The sequence below is a fragment of the Bacillus rugosus genome, assembly GCF_023238245.1.
GTDB lineage: Bacteria > Bacillota > Bacilli > Bacillales > Bacillaceae > Bacillus > Bacillus rugosus.
This window is the reverse complement of the sequence record NZ_CP096590.1, coordinates 3,695,246-3,719,788: the sequence shown is the minus strand read 5'-3', so window position 1 is coordinate 3,719,788 and position 24,543 is coordinate 3,695,246. Positions and strand designations below refer to the sequence as shown.

The 24,543-nt window shown below is 45.4% G+C and carries 30 protein-coding genes; 27 read left to right on the top strand and 3 right to left on the bottom strand.

Annotated features, from left to right (window positions below; all coding sequences use genetic code 11):
- Positions 1-25 precede the first annotated feature (25 nt).
- From fsa to M0696_RS18830, 9 genes are all read left to right on the top strand, one after another.
- A complete protein-coding gene (fsa, locus tag M0696_RS18870; protein WP_248602789.1) occupies positions 26-664 on the top strand; it encodes a fructose-6-phosphate aldolase in 639 nt (212 codons plus the stop codon).
- 374 nt (positions 665-1,038) lie between these two features.
- Positions 1,039-2,328, top strand: a complete 1,290-nt coding sequence (gene murA, locus M0696_RS18865) for a UDP-N-acetylglucosamine 1-carboxyvinyltransferase (RefSeq protein WP_014115520.1) — start codon at positions 1,039-1,041, stop codon at positions 2,326-2,328.
- A 31-nt stretch (positions 2,329-2,359) separates the two neighbouring features.
- A complete protein-coding gene (gene glpX, locus M0696_RS18860) occupies positions 2,360-3,325 on the top strand; it encodes a class II fructose-bisphosphatase (RefSeq protein WP_166847220.1) in 966 nt (321 codons plus the stop codon).
- 213 nt (positions 3,326-3,538) lie between these two features.
- On the top strand, positions 3,539-3,733 hold the full coding sequence (locus M0696_RS18855; RefSeq protein ID WP_013308072.1) for a hypothetical protein: 195 nt from the start codon (positions 3,539-3,541) through the stop codon (positions 3,731-3,733).
- Positions 3,730-5,013: a transcription termination factor Rho gene (gene rho, locus M0696_RS18850; protein ID WP_166847223.1), complete on the top strand. Its 1,284-nt coding sequence runs from the start codon at positions 3,730-3,732 to the stop codon at positions 5,011-5,013. Before M0696_RS18855 ends, rho begins: the two co-directional genes overlap by 4 nt.
- A 118-nt stretch (positions 5,014-5,131) precedes the next feature.
- Positions 5,132-5,332: a 50S ribosomal protein L31 gene (gene rpmE / locus M0696_RS18845; RefSeq protein WP_003151132.1), complete on the top strand. Its 201-nt coding sequence runs from the start codon at positions 5,132-5,134 to the stop codon at positions 5,330-5,332.
- Positions 5,333-5,421: 89 nt separating this feature from the next.
- Entirely contained in the window at positions 5,422-6,009 is a 588-nt protein-coding gene (locus M0696_RS18840) for a thymidine kinase (protein WP_166847225.1), read from the top strand.
- 289 nt (positions 6,010-6,298) lie between these two features.
- Complete coding sequence (malS, locus tag M0696_RS18835; protein WP_217501651.1) at positions 6,299-7,996, top strand: oxaloacetate-decarboxylating malate dehydrogenase; 1,698 nt, start codon at positions 6,299-6,301, stop codon at positions 7,994-7,996.
- Positions 7,997-8,077: 81 nt separating this feature from the next.
- Positions 8,078-9,034 carry an AEC family transporter gene (locus tag M0696_RS18830; protein WP_072183002.1) on the top strand — a complete coding sequence of 319 codons (957 nt, stop codon included), beginning with the start codon at positions 8,078-8,080 and terminating at the stop codon, positions 9,032-9,034.
- A gap of 34 nt (positions 9,035-9,068) precedes the next feature.
- Here M0696_RS18830 and racA read toward each other — a convergent pair whose 3' ends face one another.
- Positions 9,069-9,623: a chromosome-anchoring protein RacA gene (racA, locus tag M0696_RS18825; RefSeq protein ID WP_166847229.1), complete on the bottom strand. Its 555-nt coding sequence runs from the start codon at positions 9,621-9,623 to the stop codon at positions 9,069-9,071.
- 121 nt (positions 9,624-9,744) lie between these two features.
- Entirely contained in the window at positions 9,745-10,131 is a 387-nt protein-coding gene (gloA2, locus tag M0696_RS18820; protein ID WP_166854573.1) for an SMU1112c/YaeR family gloxylase I-like metalloprotein, read from the bottom strand.
- 125 nt (positions 10,132-10,256) lie between these two features.
- Between gloA2 and prfA the strand changes: the two genes are divergently transcribed.
- The 3 genes from prfA to M0696_RS18805 all read left to right on the top strand — a co-directional run bounded on the left by prfA (position 10,257) and on the right by M0696_RS18805 (position 12,544).
- Positions 10,257-11,327, top strand: coding sequence for a peptide chain release factor 1 (prfA, locus tag M0696_RS18815; protein WP_248602788.1), 1,071 nt, complete (start codon positions 10,257-10,259; stop codon positions 11,325-11,327).
- A 1-nt stretch (position 11,328) separates the two neighbouring features.
- Positions 11,329-12,195 (top strand): peptide chain release factor N(5)-glutamine methyltransferase, encoded by an 867-nt coding sequence (gene prmC / locus M0696_RS18810; protein WP_166847232.1) that lies wholly within the window; start codon positions 11,329-11,331, stop codon positions 12,193-12,195.
- A 61-nt stretch (positions 12,196-12,256) separates the two neighbouring features.
- Positions 12,257-12,544, top strand: coding sequence for a DUF5316 family protein (locus M0696_RS18805; protein ID WP_166847235.1), 288 nt, complete (start codon positions 12,257-12,259; stop codon positions 12,542-12,544).
- Between the two features lie 17 nt (positions 12,545-12,561).
- On the opposite strand, the gene M0696_RS18800 is transcribed toward M0696_RS18805, so the two are convergent.
- On the bottom strand, positions 12,562-12,924 hold the full coding sequence (locus M0696_RS18800; protein WP_222142208.1) for a UPF0715 family protein: 363 nt from the start codon (positions 12,922-12,924) through the stop codon (positions 12,562-12,564).
- Positions 12,925-13,064: 140 nt separating this feature from the next.
- On the opposite strand from M0696_RS18800, the gene spoIIR reads away from it, so the two are divergent.
- The 15 genes from spoIIR to atpA all read left to right on the top strand — a co-directional run bounded on the left by spoIIR (position 13,065) and on the right by atpA (position 24,539).
- Positions 13,065-13,739 carry a stage II sporulation protein R gene (gene spoIIR / locus M0696_RS18795; RefSeq protein ID WP_222142207.1) on the top strand — a complete coding sequence of 225 codons (675 nt, stop codon included), beginning with the start codon at positions 13,065-13,067 and terminating at the stop codon, positions 13,737-13,739.
- Positions 13,740-13,806: 67 nt separating this feature from the next.
- Positions 13,807-14,250: a GNAT family N-acetyltransferase gene (locus M0696_RS18790; protein ID WP_222142206.1), complete on the top strand. Its 444-nt coding sequence runs from the start codon at positions 13,807-13,809 to the stop codon at positions 14,248-14,250.
- Between the two features lie 157 nt (positions 14,251-14,407).
- Positions 14,408-15,448 (top strand): L-threonylcarbamoyladenylate synthase, encoded by a 1,041-nt coding sequence (locus M0696_RS18785; RefSeq protein WP_166847247.1) that lies wholly within the window; start codon positions 14,408-14,410, stop codon positions 15,446-15,448.
- Between the two features lie 78 nt (positions 15,449-15,526).
- Positions 15,527-16,084, top strand: coding sequence for a manganese efflux pump MntP (locus tag M0696_RS18780; RefSeq protein ID WP_248602275.1), 558 nt, complete (start codon positions 15,527-15,529; stop codon positions 16,082-16,084).
- 75 nt (positions 16,085-16,159) lie between these two features.
- A complete protein-coding gene (gene prpB, locus M0696_RS18775) occupies positions 16,160-16,612 on the top strand; it encodes a protein arginine phosphatase PrpB (protein ID WP_248602274.1) in 453 nt (150 codons plus the stop codon).
- A 157-nt stretch (positions 16,613-16,769) separates the two neighbouring features.
- The gene (gene rpiB / locus M0696_RS18770; protein ID WP_003221910.1) at positions 16,770-17,219 is read left to right on the top strand and encodes a ribose 5-phosphate isomerase B; all 450 of its coding nucleotides are present in this window, start codon (positions 16,770-16,772) and stop codon (positions 17,217-17,219) included.
- 12 nt (positions 17,220-17,231) lie between these two features.
- Positions 17,232-17,774, top strand: a complete 543-nt coding sequence (locus M0696_RS18765; RefSeq protein ID WP_166847255.1) for a TIGR01440 family protein — start codon at positions 17,232-17,234, stop codon at positions 17,772-17,774.
- Between the two features lie 206 nt (positions 17,775-17,980).
- Positions 17,981-19,228, top strand: a complete 1,248-nt coding sequence (glyA, locus tag M0696_RS18760; RefSeq protein WP_166847258.1) for a serine hydroxymethyltransferase — start codon at positions 17,981-17,983, stop codon at positions 19,226-19,228.
- 135 nt (positions 19,229-19,363) lie between these two features.
- Positions 19,364-19,993: a uracil phosphoribosyltransferase gene (gene upp, locus M0696_RS18755; RefSeq protein ID WP_166847261.1), complete on the top strand. Its 630-nt coding sequence runs from the start codon at positions 19,364-19,366 to the stop codon at positions 19,991-19,993.
- 420 nt (positions 19,994-20,413) lie between these two features.
- A complete protein-coding gene (atpI, locus tag M0696_RS18750) occupies positions 20,414-20,797 on the top strand; it encodes an ATP synthase subunit I (protein WP_166847264.1) in 384 nt (127 codons plus the stop codon).
- Between the two features lie 7 nt (positions 20,798-20,804).
- A complete protein-coding gene (atpB, locus tag M0696_RS18745; protein WP_166847267.1) occupies positions 20,805-21,539 on the top strand; it encodes a F0F1 ATP synthase subunit A in 735 nt (244 codons plus the stop codon).
- A gap of 45 nt (positions 21,540-21,584) precedes the next feature.
- Complete coding sequence (gene atpE, locus M0696_RS18740; protein WP_003151167.1) at positions 21,585-21,797, top strand: F0F1 ATP synthase subunit C; 213 nt, start codon at positions 21,585-21,587, stop codon at positions 21,795-21,797.
- Between the two features lie 162 nt (positions 21,798-21,959).
- Positions 21,960-22,472 carry a F0F1 ATP synthase subunit B gene (atpF, locus tag M0696_RS18735; RefSeq protein WP_003235774.1) on the top strand — a complete coding sequence of 171 codons (513 nt, stop codon included), beginning with the start codon at positions 21,960-21,962 and terminating at the stop codon, positions 22,470-22,472.
- Positions 22,469-23,014, top strand: a complete 546-nt coding sequence (locus tag M0696_RS18730; RefSeq protein ID WP_248602273.1) for a F0F1 ATP synthase subunit delta — start codon at positions 22,469-22,471, stop codon at positions 23,012-23,014. The genes atpF and M0696_RS18730 overlap by 4 nt, the downstream gene beginning before the upstream one ends.
- 16 nt (positions 23,015-23,030) lie before the next feature.
- A complete protein-coding gene (atpA, locus tag M0696_RS18725; protein WP_003221888.1) occupies positions 23,031-24,539 on the top strand; it encodes a F0F1 ATP synthase subunit alpha in 1,509 nt (502 codons plus the stop codon).
- The last annotated feature ends 4 nt before the right edge of the window (positions 24,540-24,543 follow it).

Here is a 24,543-nt window from a genome sequence, read left to right as displayed (position 1 = left end):
TCTTAATCAGGGAGGCTTTTTGAAAATGTTATTCTTTGTTGATACAGCTAATATCGAGGAAATTAAAGAAGCGAATGAATTAGGAATTCTCGCCGGTGTAACGACGAACCCTAGTTTAGTAGCAAAAGAAGCTAACGTATCATTCCACGATCGTCTTCGCGAGATCACAGACGTCGTGAAAGGCTCTGTAAGCGCAGAGGTTATTTCTTTGAAAGCTGAGGAAATGATCGAGGAAGGAAAAGAACTGGCGAAAATCGCTCCGAACATTACCGTGAAAATCCCGATGACGTCTGATGGTTTAAAAGCGGTAAGAGCACTTACTGACTTAGGCATCAAAACAAACGTCACATTGATCTTCAATGCCAACCAGGCACTTCTCGCTGCCAGAGCAGGAACAACGTATGTATCTCCATTCCTGGGACGTTTAGATGACATCGGCCACAACGGACTTGACCTGATTTCAGACGTCAAGCAGATTTTTGACATTCACGGTCTTGAGACGCAAATCATTGCAGCGTCAATCCGCCATCCGCAGCACGTGACAGAAGCCGCTCTAAGAGGGGCTCATATCGGCACAATGCCGCTGAAAGTCATTCATGCGCTCACTAAGCATCCGTTAACAGACAAAGGAATCGAACAATTCCTGGCAGACTGGAATAAATAATTGCAAAGGGCGGCAAACAGCTTTATGCCTGTTTGCCGCGGCCTTTGTTTTTCACCATCTGATACAGCGGACCTACAATGCTGACACCGCTTTACAGAGAAGGAATCATTGGGCTGCAGAAGCTGATATCGGAATGAAGGGTTTGCGTACTGCTTTTGCCGGATGACGACGATGTCTCTCGAGCCGGTGGGTCTCTGTACTTTCGAAACCTGTACCCCGCAAAGCTTCGCTATTTTCTTCCTGATATTTTACAATGTGTTGTATTCTTTCTCTTCGAATTGGCTAGATTTTGGACATGAGCTTTATTTGCAGAGACAGAATAAAATGACATTTTATTTAGCTCCGCAGCTATCTTCTTATGGAAGGAGACTATCATGGAAAAGTTGAATATTGCCGGCGGTGACTCGTTAAACGGTACAGTACATATCAGCGGCGCTAAAAACAGTGCTGTTGCATTAATACCTGCAACCATTTTGGCAAATTCCGAGGTGACAATTGAAGGGCTTCCAGAGATTTCAGATATTGAAACGCTGCGTGACCTGTTAAAGGAAATCGGCGGCAACGTGCATTTTGAGAATGGTGAAATGGTTGTTGATCCCACGTCGATGATCAGCATGCCGCTTCCTAACGGGAAAGTAAAAAAGCTTCGCGCGTCCTATTATTTAATGGGGGCGATGCTCGGCCGCTTCAAGCAGGCCGTCATCGGATTGCCCGGCGGCTGCCACTTAGGGCCCCGGCCGATTGATCAGCATATCAAAGGCTTTGAAGCGCTGGGGGCTGAAGTGACCAATGAACAGGGCGCTATTTATTTGCGTGCTGAAAGGCTGAGAGGCGCACGCATTTATTTAGATGTCGTAAGCGTAGGGGCAACCATTAACATTATGCTTGCCGCTGTTTTGGCAGAAGGGAAAACGATCATCGAAAACGCTGCCAAGGAGCCTGAGATCATTGATGTCGCGACACTGCTTACCAGCATGGGCGCTAAAATCAAAGGTGCGGGAACCAATGTGATCCGAATTGACGGCGTGAAGGAACTGCACGGCTGCAAGCATACGATCATTCCGGACAGAATTGAGGCCGGGACATTTATGATTGCAGGGGCTGCAATGGGCAAGGAAGTCATTATCGATAATGTGATTCCCACTCATCTCGAGTCGTTAACGGCAAAGCTGAGAGAAATGGGTTATCATATCGAAACAAGCGACGACCAGCTTCTCATTGTCGGCGGGCAGAAGCATTTAAAGCCGGTTGATGTCAAAACCCTTGTATACCCGGGTTTTCCGACTGATTTGCAGCAGCCGATGACGGCGCTTCTGACAAGGGCAAAAGGGACAAGTGTCGTAACAGACACCATCTATTCGGCAAGATTCAAGCACATTGATGAGCTGAGACGGATGGGGGCCAATATGAAAGTAGAAGGCAGATCTGCCATCATCACAGGTCCTGTCGAGCTTCAAGGCGCAAAAGTGAAGGCAAGCGATCTGCGTGCCGGAGCCTGTCTGGTGGTAGCCGGCCTGATGGCTGACGGCGTCACGGAAATTACGGGTCTGGAGCATATTGACCGTGGATACAGCAGCCTTGAGAAGAAGCTTGAGGGGCTTGGAGCGACAATCTGGCGTGAAAGAATGACTGACGAAGAAATAGAACAGCTTCAAAATTCATAATGGTTTCTTGTGGAGAGGAGATCGTGTTGAAATGGAAAGAAGTTTATCAATGGAATTGGTTCGTGTAACCGAAGCTGCGGCATTGGCATCTGCAAGATGGATGGGCCGGGGAAAAAAAGATGAGGCTGATGAAGCGGCAACGAGCGCAATGAGAGACGTTTTTGATACAGTTCCGATGAAAGGAACCGTTGTAATCGGCGAAGGCGAAATGGATGAAGCGCCGATGCTGTATATCGGGGAAAAACTCGGAAACGGGTACGGCCCGCGCGTCGATGTCGCAGTTGACCCTCTTGAAGGCACAAACATCCTAGCAAGCGGCGGCTGGAACGCACTGACGGTTATTGCGGTAGCAGATCACGGCACGCTTCTGAACGCTCCTGACATGTATATGCAAAAAATCGCAGTCGGTCCTGAAGCGGTGGGCTGCATTGATATTGAAGCACCTGTCATTGATAATCTTAAAGCGGTGGCAAAAGCGAAAAACAAGGACGTTGAGGACGTCGTTGCCACAATCTTAAACCGTGAAAGACACGCAAAAATTATTTCTGAACTTCGTGAGGCCGGCGCCAGAATCAAATTGATCAATGATGGCGATGTCGCAGGCGCCATCAATACGGCTTTCGACCATACGGGCGTTGACATCCTTTTCGGATCAGGAGGAGCCCCTGAGGGTGTGCTTTCTGCTGTTGCGTTAAAAGCGCTGGGTGGAGAAATCATCGGTAAACTCCTTCCGCAAAGCGAAGAAGAAATCACACGCTGCAATAATATGGGCCTTGATTTAAGCAAAGTTCTTCGTATGGAAGACCTTGTGAAGGGTGATGACGCGATTTTTGCAGCTACCGGGGTAACTGACGGCGAGCTGTTAAAAGGCGTTCAATTCAAAGGCTCTGTCGGTACAACTGAAAGCTTAGTTATCCGTGCAAAATCAGGCACTGTCCGTTTCGTTGACGGCAGACACAGCCTCAAAAAGAAACCAAATCTTGTAATCCGTCCATAACAAACAGAAAAAGCGGGTGTGAGCCCGCTTTTCTTTTGCAGAAAAGCGTCAACTCTATCAATTGCGTGTCAAAACCTTATTTCAGTTGAATAATTTTTTGAAATAAGGTAAAAATAAAGAGTGCTGCGAATTTTACTGCGTAATTCCTTCTTTTAAGCACTAGGAAAGTTTCAATTTCTACCGCATACAGACGATATAAGTATTGATCTTCTCATGTTTTTGTCCTCGCTTCCTTCAAAACTCATTAAGACAATCCTTTTAACAAAAGCGCCGATCATGGGTGGAAGTGTTACCGATAGAAGTTCCTTTATGTTAAAAAAAGAATGTGCTTTGGCGGATGTTGTGCAAAAGCAGCAGATTACATGTGCAAGTAAGATATTGACTATGAAAAGCGTGGTGTTTTTATGAAAGACGTATCTATTTCCTCTTTGGAAAATATGAAATTGAAAGAGCTTTATGAACTTGCAAGACATTATAAAATCTCCTATTACAGCAAACTGACAAAAAAAGAACTCATTTTCGCCATTCTGAAAGCAAATGCAGAACAGGAAGATCTGCTGTTTATGGAAGGCGTTCTTGAGATCATCCAGTCTGAAGGTTTCGGTTTCCTGAGACCAATCAACTACTCTCCAAGCTCAGAAGACATTTACATCTCAGCTTCACAAATCCGCCGTTTCGATTTGCGGAACGGAGACAAAGTATCAGGCAAGGTTCGCCCGCCAAAAGAAAATGAGCGTTACTATGGGCTTTTGCACGTTGAAGCGGTAAACGGCGATGATCCCGAATCAGCAAAAGAGCGTGTGCATTTCCCTGCTCTTACACCTCTTTATCCAGACCGTCAAATGGTGCTTGAAACAAAGCCGAACTTCTTGTCTACAAGAATAATGGACATGATGGCGCCGGTTGGATTTGGACAGCGCGGTTTGATTGTTGCGCCTCCAAAAGCCGGAAAAACGATGCTGCTGAAGGAAATCGCCAACAGCATTACAGCAAACCAGCCTGAAGCAGAGCTGATCGTGCTTTTGATCGACGAAAGACCGGAGGAAGTGACCGATATCGAGCGTTCTGTAGCTGGGGATGTCGTCAGCTCAACGTTTGATGAAGTGCCGGAAAACCATATCAAAGTGGCCGAGCTTGTTCTTGAGCGCGCGATGCGTCTTGTAGAACACAAAAAAGACGTCATCATCCTGATGGACAGCATCACACGCCTTGCCCGCGCCTACAACTTAGTGATTCCGCCGAGCGGAAGAACGCTTTCCGGGGGGATTGACCCAGCAGCGTTCCACCGTCCGAAACGTTTCTTTGGGGCTGCGAGAAATATCGAAGAAGGCGGCAGCTTAACGATCCTTGCTACGGCTCTTGTTGATACAGGGTCACGCATGGATGATGTCATTTATGAAGAATTCAAGGGAACAGGCAACATGGAGCTTCACCTTGACCGCACTCTGGCAGAGCGCCGCATCTTCCCGGCTATCGATATCCGCCGTTCGGGAACGCGCAAGGAAGAGCTGCTTGTGCCTAAAGAGCATCTTGATCGTTTATGGTCTATCCGCAAAACGATGTCTGATTCACCTGATTTCGCAGAAAAATTCATGAGAAAAATGAAAAAAACCAAAACAAACCAGGAATTTTTCGATATTCTCAATCAAGAATGGAAGCAGGCAAATCTATCATCTACTAGAAGATAAATTGTATTTGCAAAAGAAGTAAATCACTGATATAATTTTCTCATATGCGTTTCGGACAATGCTCCGAAATAATAACTCTGTTTCCACACGGGATTCAGGGCGGAAGGAGATGGATACAATGAAAGCAGGAATTCATCCTAATTTCAAAAAAGCAACAGTTAAATGCGCTTGCGGAAATGAATTTGAAACAGGCTCAGTAAAAGAAGAGGTACGCGTTGAGATTTGCTCTGAATGCCACCCATTCTACACTGGCCGTCAAAAATTCGCTTCTGCTGATGGTCGTGTTGATCGCTTTAACAAAAAATACGGTCTTAAGTAATAATAGATTTTTCAACAGGCAGGAAGCAGTCTTGCCTGTTTTTTATATTGTCTAAAAACACAGCTGGCAGAGAGAGGGGAGCGGAGCCTATGTACATAATGAAACAAAGCGGGTGGCTTGAGCTGATTTGCGGCAGCATGTTCTCGGGGAAATCTGAAGAGCTGATCAGAAGAGTGAAGAGAGCGACTTACGCCAAGCAGGAAGTCAGGGTATTTAAACCTGTGATTGATAATCGCTACAGCGAAGATGCTGTTGTCTCCCATAATGGAACATCGATGACGAGCTATGCCATTTCTTCTGCTGCGGACATTTGGGATCACATCAGTGAGAGTACGGATGTGATTGCCGTTGATGAAGTACAGTTTTTTGATCAGGATATTGTTGAGGTTTTATCATCTCTTGCCGATAAAGGCTACCGTGTGATTGCAGCGGGCCTTGACATGGATTTTAGGGGAGAGCCGTTCGGTGTCGTCCCGAATATTATGGCGATTGCAGAAAGTGTGACGAAGCTGCAAGCGGTGTGTTCCGTCTGCGGATCACCGGCGAGCAGAACACAGCGCCTGATTGACGGTAAACCTGCTTCTTACGATGATCCGGTCATTTTGGTGGGCGCATCCGAATCGTATGAAGCACGATGCAGACACCATCACGAAGTCCCAGGAAAATCTAAAAAATAGTCCAAAACATGGGTATAAAGATAGAAAGCACCGGCTAAAAACACCGGTGTTTTTTTTATATTCTGATAATATTCAATTAAAAAATTTAATTAAGTGTATTAAAAAATTAACTAATTTTCTTCCCTTGAATTTTGATTTTGACAGGCATACAATAGCTTACGTAATGTAAATAGTTTTGAGACATTGTTCGAATAATTGTCACAAAGTCGCATAAAGATCATGATCGGTCATATTTTAGATGGGTTATTACTTAACTTGGTTAACTATTTCAAGAAAGAAGGAGATTTGCTTGAATAACATAAAAAAAACGAAAGAAGGCCACTTAGAAACAACTCTTAGAGGAAAAGAAGTTTTATCTATTCCTACTTTAAATAAAGGCGTTGCTTTTTCAGTAGAAGAAAGACAAGAACTTGGCTTAGAAGGGCTTTTGCCGCCAACTGTACTTTCTCTTGATCAACAAGCACAACGCGCATACGAGCAATTCCAAGCGCAGCCTGACCGCCTTCGTCAAAATGTTTACTTAAGTGATCTTGCAAACCGTAACGAAGTTCTTTTCTATAAATTGCTGAAAAACCATCTTCGCGAAATGCTTCCTGTTGTATACACGCCAACAGTTGGTGAAGCGATTCAGGAATACAGCCATGAATATAGAAGACCTCAAGGTATCTACTTGTCAATCGACAACATTGACGGTATTGAAAAAGCTTTTGAAAACCTTCATGCGACAGCAGGCGATATTGACCTTATCGTTGCTACTGACTCTGAAAGTATTCTCGGTATCGGTGACTGGGGTGTAGGCGGTATTAACATCGCAATCGGTAAATTGGCTGTTTACACTGCTGCAGCTGGTATTGACCCTAGCCGTGTTATCCCGGTAGTGCTTGATGTCGGTACGAACAACGAAAAACTTCTGAATGATCCTTTATATATTGGTAACAAGCATGAACGTGTTCAAGGCGAACGCTATGAAGCTTTCATTGATGCTTATGTAAAAGCAGCATTGAAATTCTTCCCTAAAGCGCTTCTTCACTGGGAAGACCTTGGTAACAAAAATGCACGCAATATCATGAAAAAATACAACCATGAAATTCTTACATTTAATGATGATATCCAAGGTACAGGCGCGATCACACTTGCTGGTGTGCTTGCTGCTATGAAGAAAACTGGCGCTTCTATTAAAGATCAGCGTGTTGTTGTCTTCGGTGCTGGTTCTGCTGGTATCGGTATTGCTGACCAAATCCGTGACACAATGGTGCTTGCTGGATTATCTGAAGAAGAAGCTAACAAACGCTTCTACACAATTGATTACAGAGGCCTGCTGACTGAAGAAATCGAAGGCATCCTTGATTTCCAAAAACCTTACCTTCGCAGTACAGATGAAGTGAAAGACTGGAAACGCGATGAAAAAGGCCAAATTCCATTCGATGAAGTGGTTCGCCAAGCGAAACCAACGATCTTAATCGGTACTTCAGGGGTTTCAGGTGCGTTCACAGAGGAAATTGTGAAAGAAATGGCATCTCACGTAGAACGTCCGGTTATCATGCCGATGTCTAACCCGACTCACCTTGCTGAAGCAGTTCCTGAAGATCTGTTCAAATGGACTGACGGAAAAGTGCTTATTGCAACAGGAAGCCCATTTGACAATGTAGAATACAACGGTGTTTCTTATGAAATCGGACAATCTAACAACGCATTCGCGTTCCCTGGTCTTGGACTTGGTTCAATTGTAGCTGAAGCGCGTATCATTACGCCTGCTATGTTTGCTGCAACGGCTGATGCGATTGCTGAAATGGTTGATCTTGAAACACCTGGAGCAGGATTGCTTCCAAGCATTGACAAGCTTCAAGAAGTTTCTATTCAAGTTGCGATTGCCGTTGCTGAAGCAGCAATTAAAGACGGGGTAGCAAATCGTCAGCCTGAAGATGTGAAACAAGCGGTTCTTGATGCAATGTGGACACCGGAATACAAAAAAGTCATCGCGAAATAATTAGCGAGTAAATTTTTTCGTCCGAGGGAAAGCTTTTTGTAAAGCTAAAGTATACGGACATAGGATTTGGAGGAGAATATTTTGAGCATCTTAGATATCTTAATCCTCCTGGCACCGATCTTCTTTGTTATCGTGCTGGGTTGGTTTGCAGGACATTTTGGAAGTTATGATGCCAAGTCGGCAAAAGGGGTAAGTACGTTAGTAACGAAATACGCGCTTCCAGCTCACTTTATCGCTGGTATTTTGACAACTTCCAGAAGTGAATTTTTATCTCAAATTCCATTAATGGTTTCTTTAACTATTGGGATTGTTGGTTTCTATATCGTAATTTTATTGCTTTGCAGATTTGTGTTTAAATATGATTTAACGAACTCATCCGTATTTTCTTTGAACTCTGCACAGCCGACATTCGCATTTATGGGTATTCCTGTACTGGGAAGCTTGTTCGGTGCGCAAGAGGTTGCGATTCCGATCGCGGTTACAGGTATCGTTGTTAATGCGATTCTCGATCCGCTTGCGATTATTGTTGCTACTGTCGGTGAGTCTTCTAAGAAAAACGAAGAGGGCGGCGACAGCTTCTGGAAGATGACAGGAAAATCAATCCTGCACGGTCTTTCTGAGCCGCTTGCAGCTGCTCCTTTAATCAGTATGATCTTAGTGCTTTGCGGTGTCACTCTTCCTGAGCTGGGTGTTAAAATGCTTGATCAGCTTGGAAGCACAACATCTGGTGTTGCTCTCTTTGCTGTCGGTGTTACTGTTGGTATCCGCAGTATCAAACTCAGCGTACCGGCATTTGGCATTGCGTTACTCAAAGTTGCGGTTCAGCCTGCGTTAATGTTCCTGATTGCTCTTGCAGTCGGACTTCCAGCTGACCAAACAACAAAAGCGATCCTTCTTGTTGCATTCCCTGGTTCTGCTGTTGCGGCCATGATTGCGACTCGTTTCGAGAAACAAGAAGAAGAAACGGCTTCTGCGTTTGTGATCAGTGCGATTCTGTCATTGATTTCACTTCCGATCATTATTGCACTTACTGCGTAATCAAAAAAGCTCCCTTTACGGGGAGCTTTTTGCTTTAGGTTTGAAATTTGAACAGTGACAGCAGCGGTTTTTTTCTTGTTTTGTTTTTTTCGGAAGCAGCAGCAGTCTCGGGGATCGGCTGAGCGGTGAATTCTTTCATCTGTGAGGTAAGTGATTGCAGGTCTGCAAGGATGTCATCAATCTCTCTGCGGTGCTGAAGCAGCTGATAAGATACACCCTCATCGGCTTTTTGTTTCAGCTGGCGTTCCAGTTCCGTAATCCTCGACAGCAATTCGTTTTCGTCCTGCTTTTGCTGTAATAGGGTATCCAGTTTCTGTTCGAGCTGTTCGATTCTTCGTTCTGTGTCGCCATTTGTTTTTTGGACAATGAAGCCTGTGCGCTTTTTAATGCTTTGCGGCACATGAATATCCTGAATCGCCGTGCCTTCAGAGATTTGTTTTTGAACAGATTTTAGAACTTTCACGTCCTCTGCCGTGAACGAATAGTGTCCGAGCTCATTGCGTTCGGCGGGAAGATTCAGCTGCTTCACCCACCGCTGCACCGTTTTTGCGGAGACGCCGAGTTCACTTGCTACCATATTTGTATTCATGATCCCATACCTCCTTTTTAGCTAGGTATTCGACCATAGAATGCGGTTCCCTTCTCGTTAGACAAAACAAGAAAAGATTCGGCAAAGAAAGTGGGTATCTCCTTTTTTTCTTCAAAAACCGTTATTGTTCATACAGTTCTAATGGAAGCTGGTCAGGATCAAAAAAGAAGGTGAACCGCTTGCCGGTCAGCGGATCTCTTCTGATCGGCTCTGTTTCGATGCCTTTTTCATGAAGCTCCTGAACGGCCTCATCCAAGCTGCTGACTGTGAAGGCGAGGTGGCGCAGGCCTGCCGCTTCAGGCCGTGTTTGGCGTGCGGGCGGATCGGGAAACGAGAACAGCTCAATGACATACGAGCCGTTAAGCGACAAATCAAGCTTATAGGAAGCGCGCTCTTCGCGGTACGTTTCTTGAATCACGTGAAAACCAAGCTTATGTACGTAGAAAGCTTTCGACTTTTCATAATCTGAACATATGATTGCAATATGATGTATGGATTTCAGCAACATCATCCCTCCTCTATTCCCAGTATAGCAGAGGAGTCTTTTCCAGCTGGGATTGAAATGCTTTTGACTGGGGTTAAGCACTATACTATAATGAGAATGTTACGCACAGGAAAACAGAGGTGAAGACCGTGTTAGACCGTTTAAAGTCAATCGAAGAACGATACGAAAAATTAAATGAGCTTTTAAGCGATCCAGAAGTAGTCAACGATCCGAAAAAGCTAAGAGAATATTCAAAAGAGCAATCTGATATACAAGAAACAGTTGACGTATATAGACAATACAGAGGTGCGTCAGAACAGCTGACTGATGCAAAAGCAATGCTTGAAGAGAAGCTGGACGCTGAGATGCGCGACATGGTGAAGGAAGAGATTTCTGAACTTCAGAAGGAAACGGAAACACTGTCAGAACGCCTGAAAGTGCTCCTGATCCCGAAAGATCCGAATGACGACAAAAACGTTATTATGGAGATCCGCGGAGCTGCGGGAGGCGAGGAAGCCGCTTTATTCGCGGGCAACCTGTACAGAATGTATTCCCGTTATGCTGAGCTTCAAGGCTGGAAAACAGAGGTCATGGAAGCGAGTGTAACCGGAACGGGCGGCTACAAAGAGATCATCTTCATGATTACGGGAAGCGGCGCATATTCTAAACTCAAATATGAAAACGGCGCCCACCGCGTACAGCGTGTTCCTGAAACAGAATCAGGCGGCCGTATCCATACATCTACTGCAACAGTAGCATGTCTTCCTGAGGCAGAAGAAGTAGAGGTTGACATTCATGAGAAGGATATCCGTGTTGATACGTTTGCATCAAGCGGACCAGGCGGACAAAGCGTTAACACAACAATGTCTGCCGTTCGTCTGACGCACTTGCCGACGGGTGTTGTTGTATCATGCCAAGATGAAAAATCTCAAATCAAGAACAAAGAAAAAGCAATGAAGGTTCTCCGTGCCAGAATCTACGATAAATTTCAGCAGGAAGCCCAGGCTGAATATGATCAAACACGGAAATCAGCAGTTGGATCAGGTGACCGCTCTGAGCGTATCCGCACATACAACTTCCCGCAAAACCGTGTGACGGATCACAGAATCGGCCTGACGATTCAAAAGCTTGATCAGATTCTTGAAGGAAAACTTGACGAAGTGGTTGAAGCGCTGATCGTTGAAGATCAAGCAAGCAAGCTTCAGCAGTCGGAAGGTTAAGATGAAGACGATATTTGAAGCCCTGAAATGGGCTTCTTCTTATTTAACCGAAGCGGGAAGAGAAGAAAATGCAGCCGAGCTTCTTTTGCTTTATGATACCGGAATGGACAGAAGCAAGCTGCTCGCCAGCCTACAGGAACCGATTGGTGAAGACGAACTATATCGCTTTAAGCGTCACGTTGAGATGCATAAAGAGGGCGTGCCGGTTCAGTACATTATAGGAAAAGAGTTTTTTTACGGACGGGAATTTATGGTGAATGATGATGTGCTGATCCCGCGGCCGGAAACAGAAGAGGTTGTCTATCATCTGCTTGAAAAATATCGGCATGTCTTTTCTGAAGACGGCAAGCTCGAAGTCGTTGACGTCGGTACAGGGAGCGGAGCGATAGCCGTCACCCTTGCGCTTGAAAACAAAAACTTTTCTGTGTCGGCTGTCGATATCTCGAAAGAGGCGCTGCAAGTCGCCTCCGCCAATGCAGAAAAGCTCGGAGCAGATGTGCACTTTTATCAGGGCGATCTGCTTGAGCCTTTTATTAAGGCAGGCAAAAAAGCGGATATTGTCGTCTCGAATCCTCCTTATATTTCAGAAGAAGAAATGGCTGATCTATCAGAGATTGTTCGTTTTCATGAGCCGCTGCACGCCCTCACCGACGGCGGAGACGGGCTGAAATTCTATAAGCGGTTTATGGAAGATCTCCCGCTTGTCATGAAAGATAAAGTGTTTGTCGTTTTTGAAATCGGATGGAAACAGGGTGCAGCGGTCAAAGAGCTGATCCTCAAGGCGTTTAAGGGTGCGGAAGTAGAAGTGCTGAAAGATATTAACGGAAAAGACAGAACCATATGCGCCGTGATTCATAAAGATATATAAGCAGCTTGCTGGCGAGTTGATGAATCAAGCTGTGTTAACACCGGCAAAGGGGATGTAAAAGATGAAAAAGGCCCTGGCAGCAGGAATCTTGCTCATTGCGATTGAGAGCATGGTTGGCACCATTTTTCCGCAGGCTCTTTCATATGAAACGATGTTTGGCGTAGTGTCTCTCGTTTTGATTGGGCTTGCGATCATCACTTCGGGTTTGGCTGTAAGCGGAAGCGATCAGCGGGCAAACTACCATTCAGAAACCAAAGAAGGCCGTACAGCCCGCTTGAAAATGGCTGCTGCTTTCTTTGTTGCGGCGATACCTTCTATTTTATGTTATTTGCTGACGGTTTTGTTTTAATGAAAAAAGGAAGCCCCTCAGGCTTCCTTTTTTTGCAGCAAAACAGAATCCCATATCCAATAGACAAGAGCTGTTAAAACAGCGAAAAGATAGAAGGCCGTATTTTGAAACAGAGATTGTCCCGAAGGCTGCAGCACGCCGAAAATGATCGCATTGGCAATAGAAGCTGCGGCAAGGTAATACAGCAGATACAAAGGGCTGAACCGTTTCGGCTTTTTATTCATCATGAATTGAAGCGGCAGCGCGAATATCAAATAAGGAAAAAGAAAATAAAATGCCATCGTTATGACAGCGGCAATGATAAATGAATGAATATAGATAATCGAATAAAGAACCGACATCGTGAATGCTGATAACAGCACTGTATAATTATATTTCATCTTAAACCTCCTAAAACACTATCGTACCATAAATTAGATTAACAGCTTGCTAGATTTTTTTCACCCTGTACGTTTACCTCAGGCGCTTCTTGTCCATAATAGGGCTAGAAACAAAGCACGGAGAGGAACGGTGGGGACCGATGAAAAAAACAGTAATCATATGTATATATATCTTTCTTTTATTATCCGGAGCGCTTGTAGGGTTGGCAAAAGAAGAGACGGCACAGCAATCAGAAAATCAGCCGGTGGTCATACCGGACGAGGCGATTCGCCTGAGAATATTGGCAAACAGCGATAGGGATCAGGACCAGCAATTAAAGCGGCATATCAGAGACGCGGTCAATAAAGAAATTACAACATGGGTACAGGATATCACTTCTATTGAAGAAGCGCGGCGTGTGATTCGCTCAAAGCTCCCTGAAATCAAAGCAATTGCAAAGGAAACAATGGAGAAAGAAGGAGCGAACCAATCGATCTCCGTTGACTTTGACAAAATCTCATTTCCGACAAAGCTTTACGGCAACATGGTATATCCTGCTGGTGAGTATGAAGCGATTCTGATTACGCTTGGAAACGGTGACGGCGCCAACTGGTGGTGTGTGCTGTTCCCGCCGCTCTGCTTTCTCGATTTTTCTAACGGGGAAGCCGTAAAAGAACAAGAAGATAAAGAAGCTTCAAAAAAGCAGACTGAAAAAGTGCTTGAGGACGTAACAGCTAAAGCGGAAAAAGCCAAAAAAGAAGAGAAAGAAGAGAAGGAAGACGCCACAGAAGTGAAGTTCTTCTTAGTCGAATGGATTTCCGACCTTTTTTCCTAATCACCTGGTCTAAAAATAGATTTGCCTCATAGATTGGAAGAAAGAATGCAAAAAACGGGGTGAACGGATGTTTTATCAACTGCGGGTGGCAAGGGAAAAAGACGGAGACGTGCTCGAGGAATTTTTAAAACAGGCGAAAACCAATCATGAAGGCGTGAAAGAAGGCTTCACCCAGTTTCTTATGCTGGAGGACAGCGAGAAAAACATTGCCGGCTGTCTCGGAATTGAAAAAATAAGCTGTGATCAAGGGCTGCTGCGATCACTTGTGATAACGGACAAGCTTCACCAAGGCCATATTGTGACGCTCTTTCAGAGCATGGAGGTGCTGTGCGAGAAGCATCAGATCAAAACAGTATATTTAATAGCGAACCAGCATTCCTCTGCTGACTTTCTGGCGGCACTGGGATTTGAACCAGCTGAAAGCGTACCTGAAGAGCTGTTTTCTTCTGATCACTTCTGTGAATCGCGGCAAACGGAAGGGGCCGTCTTGATGAAAAAGGCGTCTGGATAAGGATGATTTATACACATACTTATCCACCTCTTCATTAGCGTTGTCCACAATTTGTGGATAACGCTTGTTTTATTACAGGACATCTTTTATACTTTCAAAAGGATTACACGCATAAAACAATCGTTTTATTGTTGTGAATAAGGAGTTTGGTCAGAAAATGAAAACGAAAAGATGGTTTGTGGATGTAACTGACGAGTTATCCACAAATGATCCACAAATTGCACAAGCAGCCGCTTTGCTCCGGGAAAATGAGGTCGTTGCGTTCCCGACAGAAACGGTATACGGTCTCGGCGCAAACGCGAAAAACACAGATGCCGTCAAAAAAATATATGAGGCAAAAGGGCGTCCGAGCGATAATCCCCTGATTGTCCACATTGCGGATATCAGCCAGCTTGATGATTTAACGGGTATGGCGCCGGAAAAGGCGAAAACATTGATGAAACGGTTTTGGCCGGGAGCACTTACGCTCATTCTTCCTTGCAAACCTGGTGCGCTCTCACCTCGTGTAACGGCAGGGCTTGAAACGGTTGCCATTAGGATGCCAGATCATCCTCTTGCTCTAGCATTGATTCGCGAGTCTGGTTTGCCGATTGCGGCACCTAGCGCCAATCTATCAGGCAAGCCAAGTCCGACAAAGGCGGAACATGTGGCTCACGACTTGGATGGACGCATAGCCGGACTTATGGACGGAGGCCCTACCGGGATTGGGGTCGAATCAACCGTACTTTCATGTGAGGGAGACATCCCTGTTCTCCTGCGCCCGGGCGGCATTACGAAAGAACAAATTGAAGCGGAGATCGGACCGATCCTTGTGGATAAAGGACTCAGCGATCAAAATGAAAAGCCGATTTCTCCGGGGATGAAATATACGCATTACGCGCCGACAGCGCCGCTTGTCATTTGTGAAGGCGGCCCAGAGCGCATTCAGCATCTCATTCAAGAATATCAGCAGGGCGGGAAACGGGTCGGTGTCCTGACGACAGAAGAAAACGCGGGCGTTTATTCGGCTGATTATGTGAAGAGCTGCGGAAGACGGGCTCAGCTTGAGACTGTTGCGGCAGCGCTGTACGATGCTTTACGCAGCTTTGATGAGAATAAGGTGGATTTTATTATCGCGGAATCCTTTCCGGACACGGGCGTCGGTCTCGCCATTATGAACAGGCTGATGAAAGCCGCCGGTGGAAGAGTGATTCGCTGAACACAGTCAGATGTTCTAACCCTTTTTGGACACGCATAGGCTAAAAAAGCGGGGCGTGTCCAAGGGGGTTATTCAAGTATGTCGGATTTGTTCATAGGCGAACTGATTACGTTAAGCATCATGGCGTTTGCTTTAGGGATGGATGCTTTTTCTGTCGGTCTCGGAATGGGCATGGTCAAACTAAGGAAAAAGCAGATATTCTTTATTGGTTTCATCATCGGCCTCTTTCACGTCATCATGCCTCTCGGAGGGATGGCGGCCGGTAACATGCTGTCGGGGCTCCTCGGCGTGTTAGCGGTTTATATCGGGGGTTCGCTGCTTTTTGTTCTTGGGGTTCAAATGCTTATGGCTTCTTTTAAACAGTCAGAAGAACGATTCATGTCACCGACAGGGCCGGGCTTATTGCTGTTTGCCGTCGGCGTCAGCCTTGACAGCTTTTCCGTCGGTTTGAGCTTGGGGATATACGGATCGCATCCGCTCCTTACAATTACCCTGTTCGGGCTGTTCAGTATGATTTTGACATGGCTGGGCCTGCTGATCGGAAAACAAGTGCAGTCGTGGCTTGGCACATACAGCGAAGCGCTCGGGGGCATCATATTAATCGTATTCGGCCTAAAGCTGCTTTTGCCAATTTAATATACCAATAAAAGAAACGAAGTCGCCGTTTCTTTTTTCTTCATATATAATAGAGAAAAATAAGGGGTGACTGACATGAACATTATTTTTGTCTGTACTGGAAATACGTGCCGCAGCCCAATGGCTGAGGCGCTTTTTAAATCAATTGCAGAAACGGAAGGGCTGAATGTCAGTGTCCGCTCGGCAGGCGTGTTTGCTTCGCCTAATGGGAAAGCGACGCCTCACGCGGTCGAAGCGCTGTTTGAAAAACACATTGCCCTGAATCATGTGTCTTCTCCATTAACTGAAGAACATATGAAATCAGCTGATCTAGTTCTGGCTATGACCCATCAGCACAAACAGATCATTGCCAGCCAATTTGGACGTTATCGTGATAAAGTGTTTACGCTAAAAGAATATGTCACAGGCAGCCACGGGGATGTCATCGATCCGTTCGGCGGTTCAATTGATATCTATAAGCAAACGAGAGATGAGCTTGAAAAGCTTCTTCGGCAGCTGGCAAAACAGCTAAAAAAAGAAGGCAGGTAAGTTGTCAGAAAATCTGCAAACAGGTCATTTGCAAATCCTGCGTGAAGGAGTAGAATATAGTGAAAAGCACATCATATGGTGTGAATCAAAGAGCGGACAGGCTGCGCGGTCAACATAGCGGGCGGGGCCGCATCACACACGCTGGGAGGAAAAGCAGATGAAAGTAGCCATAGCATCGGATCATGGCGGCGTTCACATTCGAAATGAGATCAAAGAGTTAATGGACGAATTGCAAATTGAATATATTGATATGGGCTGTGACTGCGGCAGCGGATCTGTCGATTATCCGGATTATGCTTTTCCGGTGGCCGAAAAAGTGGTTAGCGGCGAAGTTGACAGAGGCATTTTAATTTGCGGGACAGGCATTGGCATGAGCATTTCCGCTAATAAAGTCAAAGGCATCCGCTGCGCGCTGGCGCACGATACATTCAGCGCGAAGGCGACGAGAGAGCATAATGACACCAACATCCTCGCGATGGGTGAACGGGTGATCGGCCCTGGTTTGGCGCGGGAAATCGCGAAAATCTGGCTGACCACTGAGTTTACCGGCGGAAGACATCAAACCCGTATTGGAAAAATCTCAGATTATGAAGAGAAAAACCTGTAGGGGTGCTGTTCAATGAATAAGATCAAGCAAACGTGGAGTGCGATGCTGTCTGAGTTTCAGGAACAAGCGGGATTAAAACAGGATCAGCTCTTTGTCCTCGGATGCAGCACGAGCGAAGTGGCCGGCAGCCGGATCGGAACATCAGGCAGTGTAGACATCGCAGAAAGCATCTACAGCGGGCTTGCCGAGCTTAAGGGAAAAACGGGGATACATCTCGCGTTTCAATGCTGTGAGCATTTGAACAGAGCGCTTGTCGTCGAGGAAGAAACAGCCCGGTTATTCAGGCTTCCAACTGTTTCTGCCGTACCCGTTCCAAAAGCGGGCGGGGCGATGGCTGCTTATGCGTTTAAGCAGATGAAGTCTCCTGTTCTTGTCGAAACCATTCAGGCTGACGCCGGAATAGACATCGGCGATACGTTTATCGGCATGCATCTAAAGCCGGTAGCTGTCCCTGTGCGCGTCTCTCAAAATGGTCTCGGTGCAGCCCATGTGACATTGGCGCGTACGCGGCCGAAACTGATTGGCGGAGTGCGGGCGGTTTATGAGTGCGAGTGAAAGGACTGCTTGGCCAGTCTTTTCTTTTATTTTAGGGCAGTATAATAAATCCCGAACTTTAATTTAAATTTAAGTTATTAATATTCGTTTTTACCAATAAAAGTTTTGATTTTTTAAAAATAATCTTTTACATTGGCCTAAAAAACCATGTACAATAGTGGTGGTAAAAACAAAGAACAGGATACGGATAGGAGAGGATCTCGCTGATGAAACATTTACCTGCGCAAGACGAACAAGTGTTTAACGCCATTAAAAATGAGCGTGAACGCCAACAGACTAAGATCGAATTAATTGCTTCTGAGAACTTTGTAAGTGAAGCGGTTATGGAAGCACAAGGATCTGTTTTGACAAATAAATACGCTGAAGGATATCCGGGCAAACGCTACTATGGCGGATGTGAGCACGTCGATGTCGTTGAAGATATCGCTCGTGACCGCGCGAAGGAGATCTTTGGAGCGGAGCATGTAAACGTTCAGCCGCATTCAGGTGCACAAGCAAACATGGCAGTGTACTTCACGATTTTGGAGCAGGGCGATACTGTACTTGGGATGAACCTCTCCCACGGCGGCCATTTAACACATGGAAGCCCAGTCAACTTCAGCGGTGTTCAATATAACTTTGTTGAGTACGGCGTAGATAAAGAAACTCAATATATTGATTACGATGACGTGCGTGAAAAAGCCCTCGCTCATAAGCCGAAGCTTATCGTAGCAGGAGCAAGTGCGTATCCTCGTACAATCGACTTTAAAAAATTCCGTGAAATTGCTGATGAAGTCGGCGCTTACTTCATGGTGGATATGGCGCATATCGCAGGACTTGTTGCGGCAGGCCTTCATCCGAACCCGGTTCCTTACGCTGATTTCGTTACAACAACAACACATAAAACACTTCGCGGACCTCGCGGCGGTATGATCCTTTGCCGTGAAGAGTTCGGCAAGAAAATCGATAAATCAATCTTCCCTGGCATTCAAGGCGGCCCGCTGATGCACGTTATTGCCGCAAAAGCTGTTTCATTCGGGGAAGTATTGCAGGACGATTTCAAAACATATGCACAGAACGTCATTTCAAATGCAAAACGCCTGGCTGAAGCGTTAACGAAAGAGGGCATCCAGCTCGTTTCAGGCGGAACTGACAACCACCTTATTCTTGTTGACCTTCGTTCTCTCGGACTGACTGGTAAGGTTGCGGAGCACGTGCTTGATGAAATCGGTATTACGTCTAACAAAAACGCGATTCCATACGATCCGGAAAAACCTTTCGTCACAAGCGGTATCCGTCTTGGTACAGCAGCTGTGACAAGCCGCGGTTTTGACGGAGATGCATTGGATGAAGTCGGTGCCATCATTGCACTTGCATTGAAAAACCACGAAGATGAAGGAAAACTTGAAGAAGCAAGACAGCGTATAGCTGCTTTGACTGATCGATTTCCTTTATATAAAGAATTAGATTACTAAGATCCTAAAAACCCGCTCGGGCTTATGCCGGGCGGGTTTTTTGACGATGTTCTTGAAACTCCATGTCTTTTTTTGTAGAATCAATAGAAGTGTGTAATTGTTGATGGGACAATAAAAAAGGAGCTGAAACACAGTATGGGAAAGGTTTATGTATTTGATCATCCTTTAATTCAGCACAAGCTGACATATATACGGAATGTAGATACAGGTACGAAGGATTTTAGAGAGCTTGTAGACGAAGTAGCCACACTTATGGCATTTGAAATTACCCGCGATCTTCCTCTGGAAGAAGTGGATATCAAAACACCGGTTCAGGCTGCGAAATCGAAAGTCATCTCAGGGAAAAAACTCGGAGTGGTTCCGATCCTCAGAGCGGGATTGGGAATGGTTGACGGCATCTTAAAGCTGATTCCTGCGGCAAAAGTGGGACATGTCGGCCTGTACCGTGATCCTGAAACCTTAAAACCCGTGGAATACTATGTCAAGCTTCCTTCTGACGTGGAAGAGCGTGAATTCATTGTGGTTGACCCGATGCTGGCCACAGGCGGTTCTGCAGTTGAAGCCATTCACAGCCTCAAAAAACGCGGTGCGAAAAATATTCGATTCATGTGTCTTGTAGCGGCGCCGGAGGGTGTGGAAGAATTGCAGAAGCATCATTCGGACGTGGATATTTACATCGCGGCACTTGATGAAAAATTAAATGAAAAAGGTTATATTGTTCCCGGCCTCGGAGATGCAGGAGACCGTATGTTTGGAACAAAATAAAAAAAGAAAACCCCGAAAAGGGTTTTCTTTTTTTATCCAGTTATTTGCTATTCGGTCAATTTGTATACAATTATAGGTGAAAATGTGAACATTCTGTGGAGGCGTACAGTATAAAAAGTTTTTTAACTTTAAACAGATTGACACATGTTAGGGGCTATTGTATGCTAAACGAGGGTATTATGAGAAGGTTTTCATAGCTTTCATTATAGTCCTCATCCCCAATGTAAATCCTCTCAGCAAACCCGTTTTATGAGGATTTATTTAAGCGAATGAAACAGCATCCCTGCAAGGCTTGCGGATGAATGATTTTTTCGAACAGGCCCGTTTTGTCGGTCAAAAAAGGTCTTCTACTAGGGTTAACCGCTGATTTATGCCGTATCTAAGCTATACATTATTTTTTCATCAGGAGACAGATAATTGATGGACGATCCCAAGCTTACATTTAGCAGACAACGCAAATACCTATTGTTCATTTTGGCAGTGTATGTACTGGGTTATGGTTTAACAGCGTATAAAACCGTTTTTTTAGGCCTTATTCTGGGAACTGTTTTCAGTTTGTTTAATTTTTTACTGCTCGTCAGGAGAATGAATGCTTTTGACAGAGCCGTTGAGAAAGGGAAGTCCATACGATCTCTTGGGAGCGCAGCGCGCTGGTGCAATGCGATTCTTGCTGCGGCTATTGCCTATAAAAATCCCGAGCACTTTCATATGGCAAGTACAGTTATTGGATTAATGACAATATACCCTGTCATTATGATAGATTCCTTTATCCAGCTTAAACGTTCATCAATGGAAGAGAGGTGAAAACCCTTTGAATCATGAATACAGAACTATTGAATTTCTAGGTCTTACTTTTAATCTGACAAACATTCTGATGATTACTGTGGCGAGTGTGATTGTTTTATTGATTGCTATATTAACGACAAGAACGCTTTCGATCCGTCCTGGAAAAGCCCAGAATTTTATGGAATGGGTTGTGGATTTCGTCCGCAATATTATCGGCAGTACAATGGATTTGAAAACAGGGGCTAACTTCTTGGCACTTGGTGTCACATTGCTGATGTACATATTTGTGTCGAATATGCTGGGGCTGCCGTTCTCTATTACAATCGGACATGAGCTCTGGTGGAAATCTCCGACAGCCGATCCTGCCATTACATTAACGCTAGCCGTGATGGTTGTTGCTTTAACGCATTACTATGGTGTGAAGATGAAAGGGCTCAAGGAATATTCCAAAGACTATTTAAGACCTGTTCCATTCATGCTCCCGATGAAAATCATCGAAGAGTTTGCGAATACGCTGACTCTTGGTTTGCGGCTTTATGGTAACATCTTCGCCGGTGAGATTCTTCTCGGCCTGCTTGCGGGATTGGCGACAAGCCATTATTCACAAAGCGTGGCTCTCGGTCTTGTTGGTACAGTCGGCGCCATTCTGCCGATGCTGGCATGGCAAGCATTCAGTTTATTTATAGGTGCCATCCAAGCGTTTATCTTTACAATGCTGACGATGGTATACATGTCTCATAAAATCAGTCATGATCATTAAAACATTATATCCAAACGGATAACATTTTAAAGGAGGAACTTTTTCATGAATTTAATAGCAGCTGCGATTGCAATTGGTTTAGGCGCACTTGGTGCAGGTATTGGTAACGGTTTGATTGTTTCACGTACGGTAGAGGGGATTGCCCGCCAGCCGGAAGCAGGTAAAGAACTTAGAACTCTTATGTTCATGGGTATCGCATTAGTTGAAGCCCTTCCTATTATCGCTGTCGTTATCGCATTCTTAGCGTTCTTTGGCTAAGCATAAAAGCCTTATATGAACTAAAAATGGCGAAGATCATTCCAAGAGAACCTTCGCCATTGCTTTATGTCTGATAAGCATCCCGCCTTGCCGGCTGAAAAGAGACAAGTGCGGCTGCTGGATCAGCAAAGAAAAACCTGCAGAAGGGAGTTGCCGTAGTAGATGTCTCAATTACCACTTGAACTAGGATTTTCGTTTAACGGCGGAGATATCCTGTTCCAACTGTTAGCTATGTTAATCTTATTAGCGCTTCTGAAGAAATACGCTTTAGGGCCGCTATTAAACATAATGAAACAGCGTGAAGACCACATCGCTGGAGAAATTACGTCTGCTGAAGAAAAAAATAAAGAAGCGCAGCAGCTGATTGAAGAGCAGCGCGTTCTTTTAAAAGAAGCAAGACAGGAATCCCAAACTCTTATCGAAAACGCAAAGAAACTGGGAGACAAGCAAAAAGAAGAGATTATTCAGGCTGCACGTGCAGAATCTGAACGTCTGAAAGAAGCAGCAAGAACTGAAATCGTGAAGGAAAAAGAACAGGCGGTTTCTGCTCTCCGCGAGCAAGTAGCGTCTCTTTCTGTCATGATTGCGTCGAAAGTGATCGAAAAAGAACTGGATGAGCAAGCTCAAGAGAAATTGATCCAGGACTATCTTAAAGAGGTAGGAGAAAGCCGATGAGTGAATCAGCTGTCTCTAAACGATATGCGTCAGCTCTTTTTGATATTGCCAATGAGTCTGCTCAGCTGAATCAAGTAGAAGAAGAGCTAAGCGTTGTAAAACAAGTATTTCAAAATGAAAAAGCGCTTAATGATGTGTTAAACCATCCGAAGGTGCCGGCTGCGAAGAAAAAAGAGCTGATTCAAAATGCATTTGGCTCTTTGTCACAGTCCGTGCTCAATACGATTTTTCTTTTGATTGACCGCCATCGTGCCGCGATTGTGCCTGAGCTCACAGATGAGTTTATCAAACTCGCAAATGAGGCTCGTCAAATAGAAGACGCAACCGTATATTCAGTGAAACCGCTGACGGATGCAGAAATTTTATCATTATCACAAGTGTTTGCAAAAAAAGCCGGAGTCGCTTCACTGAGAATCAGGAATGAAGTGCAGACGGATTTAATAGGCGGCATTAAAGTCCGCATTGGTAACCGGATTTTTGACGGCAGCGTAAGCGGAAAGCTTCAGCGCATTGAACGTCAACTAGCCGGGGAAAATCGATAGAAGGGGTGAAACCTAAGTGAGCATCAAAGCTGAAGAGATTAGCACGCTGATAAAACAGCAAATACAAAATTATCAATCTGATATTGAAGTTCAAGACGTAGGTACAGTCATCCAAGTCGGTGACGGTATTGCTCGTGTACACGGCCTTGACAATTGTATGGCCGGTGAACTTGTCGAATTTTCAAACGGTGTTTTGGGTATGGCTCAAAACCTTGAAGAATCAAACGTAGGTATCGTCATCTTAGGACCTTTCAGTGAGATCCGTGAGGGAGACGAAGTAAAAAGAACAGGCCGCATCATGGAGGTTCCTGTCGGTGAGGAACTAATCGGCCGTATTGTGAACCCATTAGGTCAGCCGGTAGACGGACTTGGCCCGATCCTCACAAGCAAAACACGTCCGATCGAAAGCCCTGCACCAGGCGTTATGGACCGTAAATCCGTTCATGAACCGCTTCAAACGGGTATTAAAGCGATCGATGCACTGATTCCAATAGGCCGCGGCCAGCGTGAGCTGATCATCGGTGACCGTCAAACAGGTAAAACTTCTGTTGCGATCGATTCGATCCTGAACCAAAAAGACCAAGACATGATCTGCGTATACGTTGCGATCGGTCAAAAAGAATCAACAGTCCGCGGCGTAGTAGAAACATTGCGTAAACACGGCGCGCTTGATTATACAATCGTTGTAACGGCGTCTGCGTCACAGCCGGCACCGCTTCTGTACCTTGCTCCATATGCAGGGGTTACAATGGCAGAAGAATTTATGTACAACGGCAAGCACGTTCTTGTTGTATACGATGATCTTTCTAAACAAGCGGCTGCTTACCGTGAGCTGTCCTTGCTTCTTCGCCGTCCGCCAGGCCGTGAAGCGTTCCCTGGGGATGTATTCTACCTTCATTCCCGTCTGCTTGAGCGTGCAGCAAAGCTTAGCGACGCGAAAGGCGCAGGATCAATTACAGCTCTGCCGTTCGTAGAAACACAAGCCGGAGATATCTCTGCTTACATTCCGACGAACGTCATTTCCATCACCGACGGACAGATCTTCCTGCAATCTGATTTGTTCTTCTCAGGCGTACGTCCAGCGATCAACGCCGGATTGTCTGTATCCCGTGTCGGCGGTTCAGCGCAAATCAAAGCGATGAAAAAAGTATCAGGAACGTTGCGTCTTGATCTTGCGTCATACCGTGAGTTGGAAGCATTCGCTCAATTCGGATCTGACCTCGACCAAGCGACTCAGGCGAAACTGAACCGCGGTGCGCGTACAGTTGAAGTGCTGAAGCAGGATCTGAACAAGCCGCTTCCGGTTGAAAAGCAAGTAGCCATTCTTTATGCGCTGACAAAAGGATATCTTGATGATATTCCTGTAGCGGATATCAGACGTTTTGAAGAAGAGTACTACATGTACCTTGACCAAAACCATAAAGAACTGCTTGATGGAATTGCGAAAACAGGAAACCTTCCTGCTGATGAAGACTTCAAAGCTGCAATCGAAGGCTTCAAACGCACATTTGCACCAAGCAACTAACTCG

Bases quoted from the DNA above. Each gene is read 5' to 3' on its own strand.
- M0696_RS18785 (WP_166847247.1), top strand. From the start codon at position 14,408: ATGAAAACGAAAAGATGGTTTGTGGATGTAACTGACGAGTTATCCACA.
- M0696_RS18780 (WP_248602275.1), top strand. From the start codon at position 15,527: ATGTCGGATTTGTTCATAGGCGAACTGATTACGTTAAGCATCATGGCG.
- gloA2 (WP_166854573.1), bottom strand. From the start codon at position 10,131: ATGTTGCTGAAATCCATACATCATATTGCAATCATATGTTCAGATTAT.
- rpiB (WP_003221910.1), top strand. From the start codon at position 16,770: ATGAAAGTAGCCATAGCATCGGATCATGGCGGCGTTCACATTCGAAAT.
- fsa (WP_248602789.1), top strand. From the start codon at position 26: ATGTTATTCTTTGTTGATACAGCTAATATCGAGGAAATTAAAGAAGCG.
- spoIIR (WP_222142207.1), top strand. From the start codon at position 13,065: ATGAAAAAAACAGTAATCATATGTATATATATCTTTCTTTTATTATCC.
- glyA (WP_166847258.1), top strand. From the start codon at position 17,981: ATGAAACATTTACCTGCGCAAGACGAACAAGTGTTTAACGCCATTAAA.
- M0696_RS18800 (WP_222142208.1), bottom strand. From the start codon at position 12,924: ATGAAATATAATTATACAGTGCTGTTATCAGCATTCACGATGTCGGTT.
- murA (WP_014115520.1), top strand. From the start codon at position 1,039: ATGGAAAAGTTGAATATTGCCGGCGGTGACTCGTTAAACGGTACAGTA.
- M0696_RS18805 (WP_166847235.1), top strand. From the start codon at position 12,257: ATGAAAAAGGCCCTGGCAGCAGGAATCTTGCTCATTGCGATTGAGAGC.
- atpF (WP_003235774.1), top strand. From the start codon at position 21,960: ATGTCTCAATTACCACTTGAACTAGGATTTTCGTTTAACGGCGGAGAT.
- upp (WP_166847261.1), top strand. From the start codon at position 19,364: ATGGGAAAGGTTTATGTATTTGATCATCCTTTAATTCAGCACAAGCTG.
- atpI (WP_166847264.1), top strand. From the start codon at position 20,414: ATGGACGATCCCAAGCTTACATTTAGCAGACAACGCAAATACCTATTG.
- M0696_RS18790 (WP_222142206.1), top strand. From the start codon at position 13,807: ATGTTTTATCAACTGCGGGTGGCAAGGGAAAAAGACGGAGACGTGCTC.
- M0696_RS18765 (WP_166847255.1), top strand. From the start codon at position 17,232: ATGAATAAGATCAAGCAAACGTGGAGTGCGATGCTGTCTGAGTTTCAG.
- rho (WP_166847223.1), top strand. From the start codon at position 3,730: ATGAAAGACGTATCTATTTCCTCTTTGGAAAATATGAAATTGAAAGAG.
- prpB (WP_248602274.1), top strand. From the start codon at position 16,160: ATGAACATTATTTTTGTCTGTACTGGAAATACGTGCCGCAGCCCAATG.
- glpX (WP_166847220.1), top strand. From the start codon at position 2,360: ATGGAAAGAAGTTTATCAATGGAATTGGTTCGTGTAACCGAAGCTGCG.
- M0696_RS18730 (WP_248602273.1), top strand. From the start codon at position 22,469: ATGAGTGAATCAGCTGTCTCTAAACGATATGCGTCAGCTCTTTTTGAT.
- prmC (WP_166847232.1), top strand. From the start codon at position 11,329: ATGAAGACGATATTTGAAGCCCTGAAATGGGCTTCTTCTTATTTAACC.
- M0696_RS18855 (WP_013308072.1), top strand. From the start codon at position 3,539: ATGTTTTTGTCCTCGCTTCCTTCAAAACTCATTAAGACAATCCTTTTA.
- racA (WP_166847229.1), bottom strand. From the start codon at position 9,623: ATGAATACAAATATGGTAGCAAGTGAACTCGGCGTCTCCGCAAAAACG.
- M0696_RS18840 (WP_166847225.1), top strand. From the start codon at position 5,422: ATGTACATAATGAAACAAAGCGGGTGGCTTGAGCTGATTTGCGGCAGC.
- rpmE (WP_003151132.1), top strand. From the start codon at position 5,132: ATGAAAGCAGGAATTCATCCTAATTTCAAAAAAGCAACAGTTAAATGC.
- atpE (WP_003151167.1), top strand. From the start codon at position 21,585: ATGAATTTAATAGCAGCTGCGATTGCAATTGGTTTAGGCGCACTTGGT.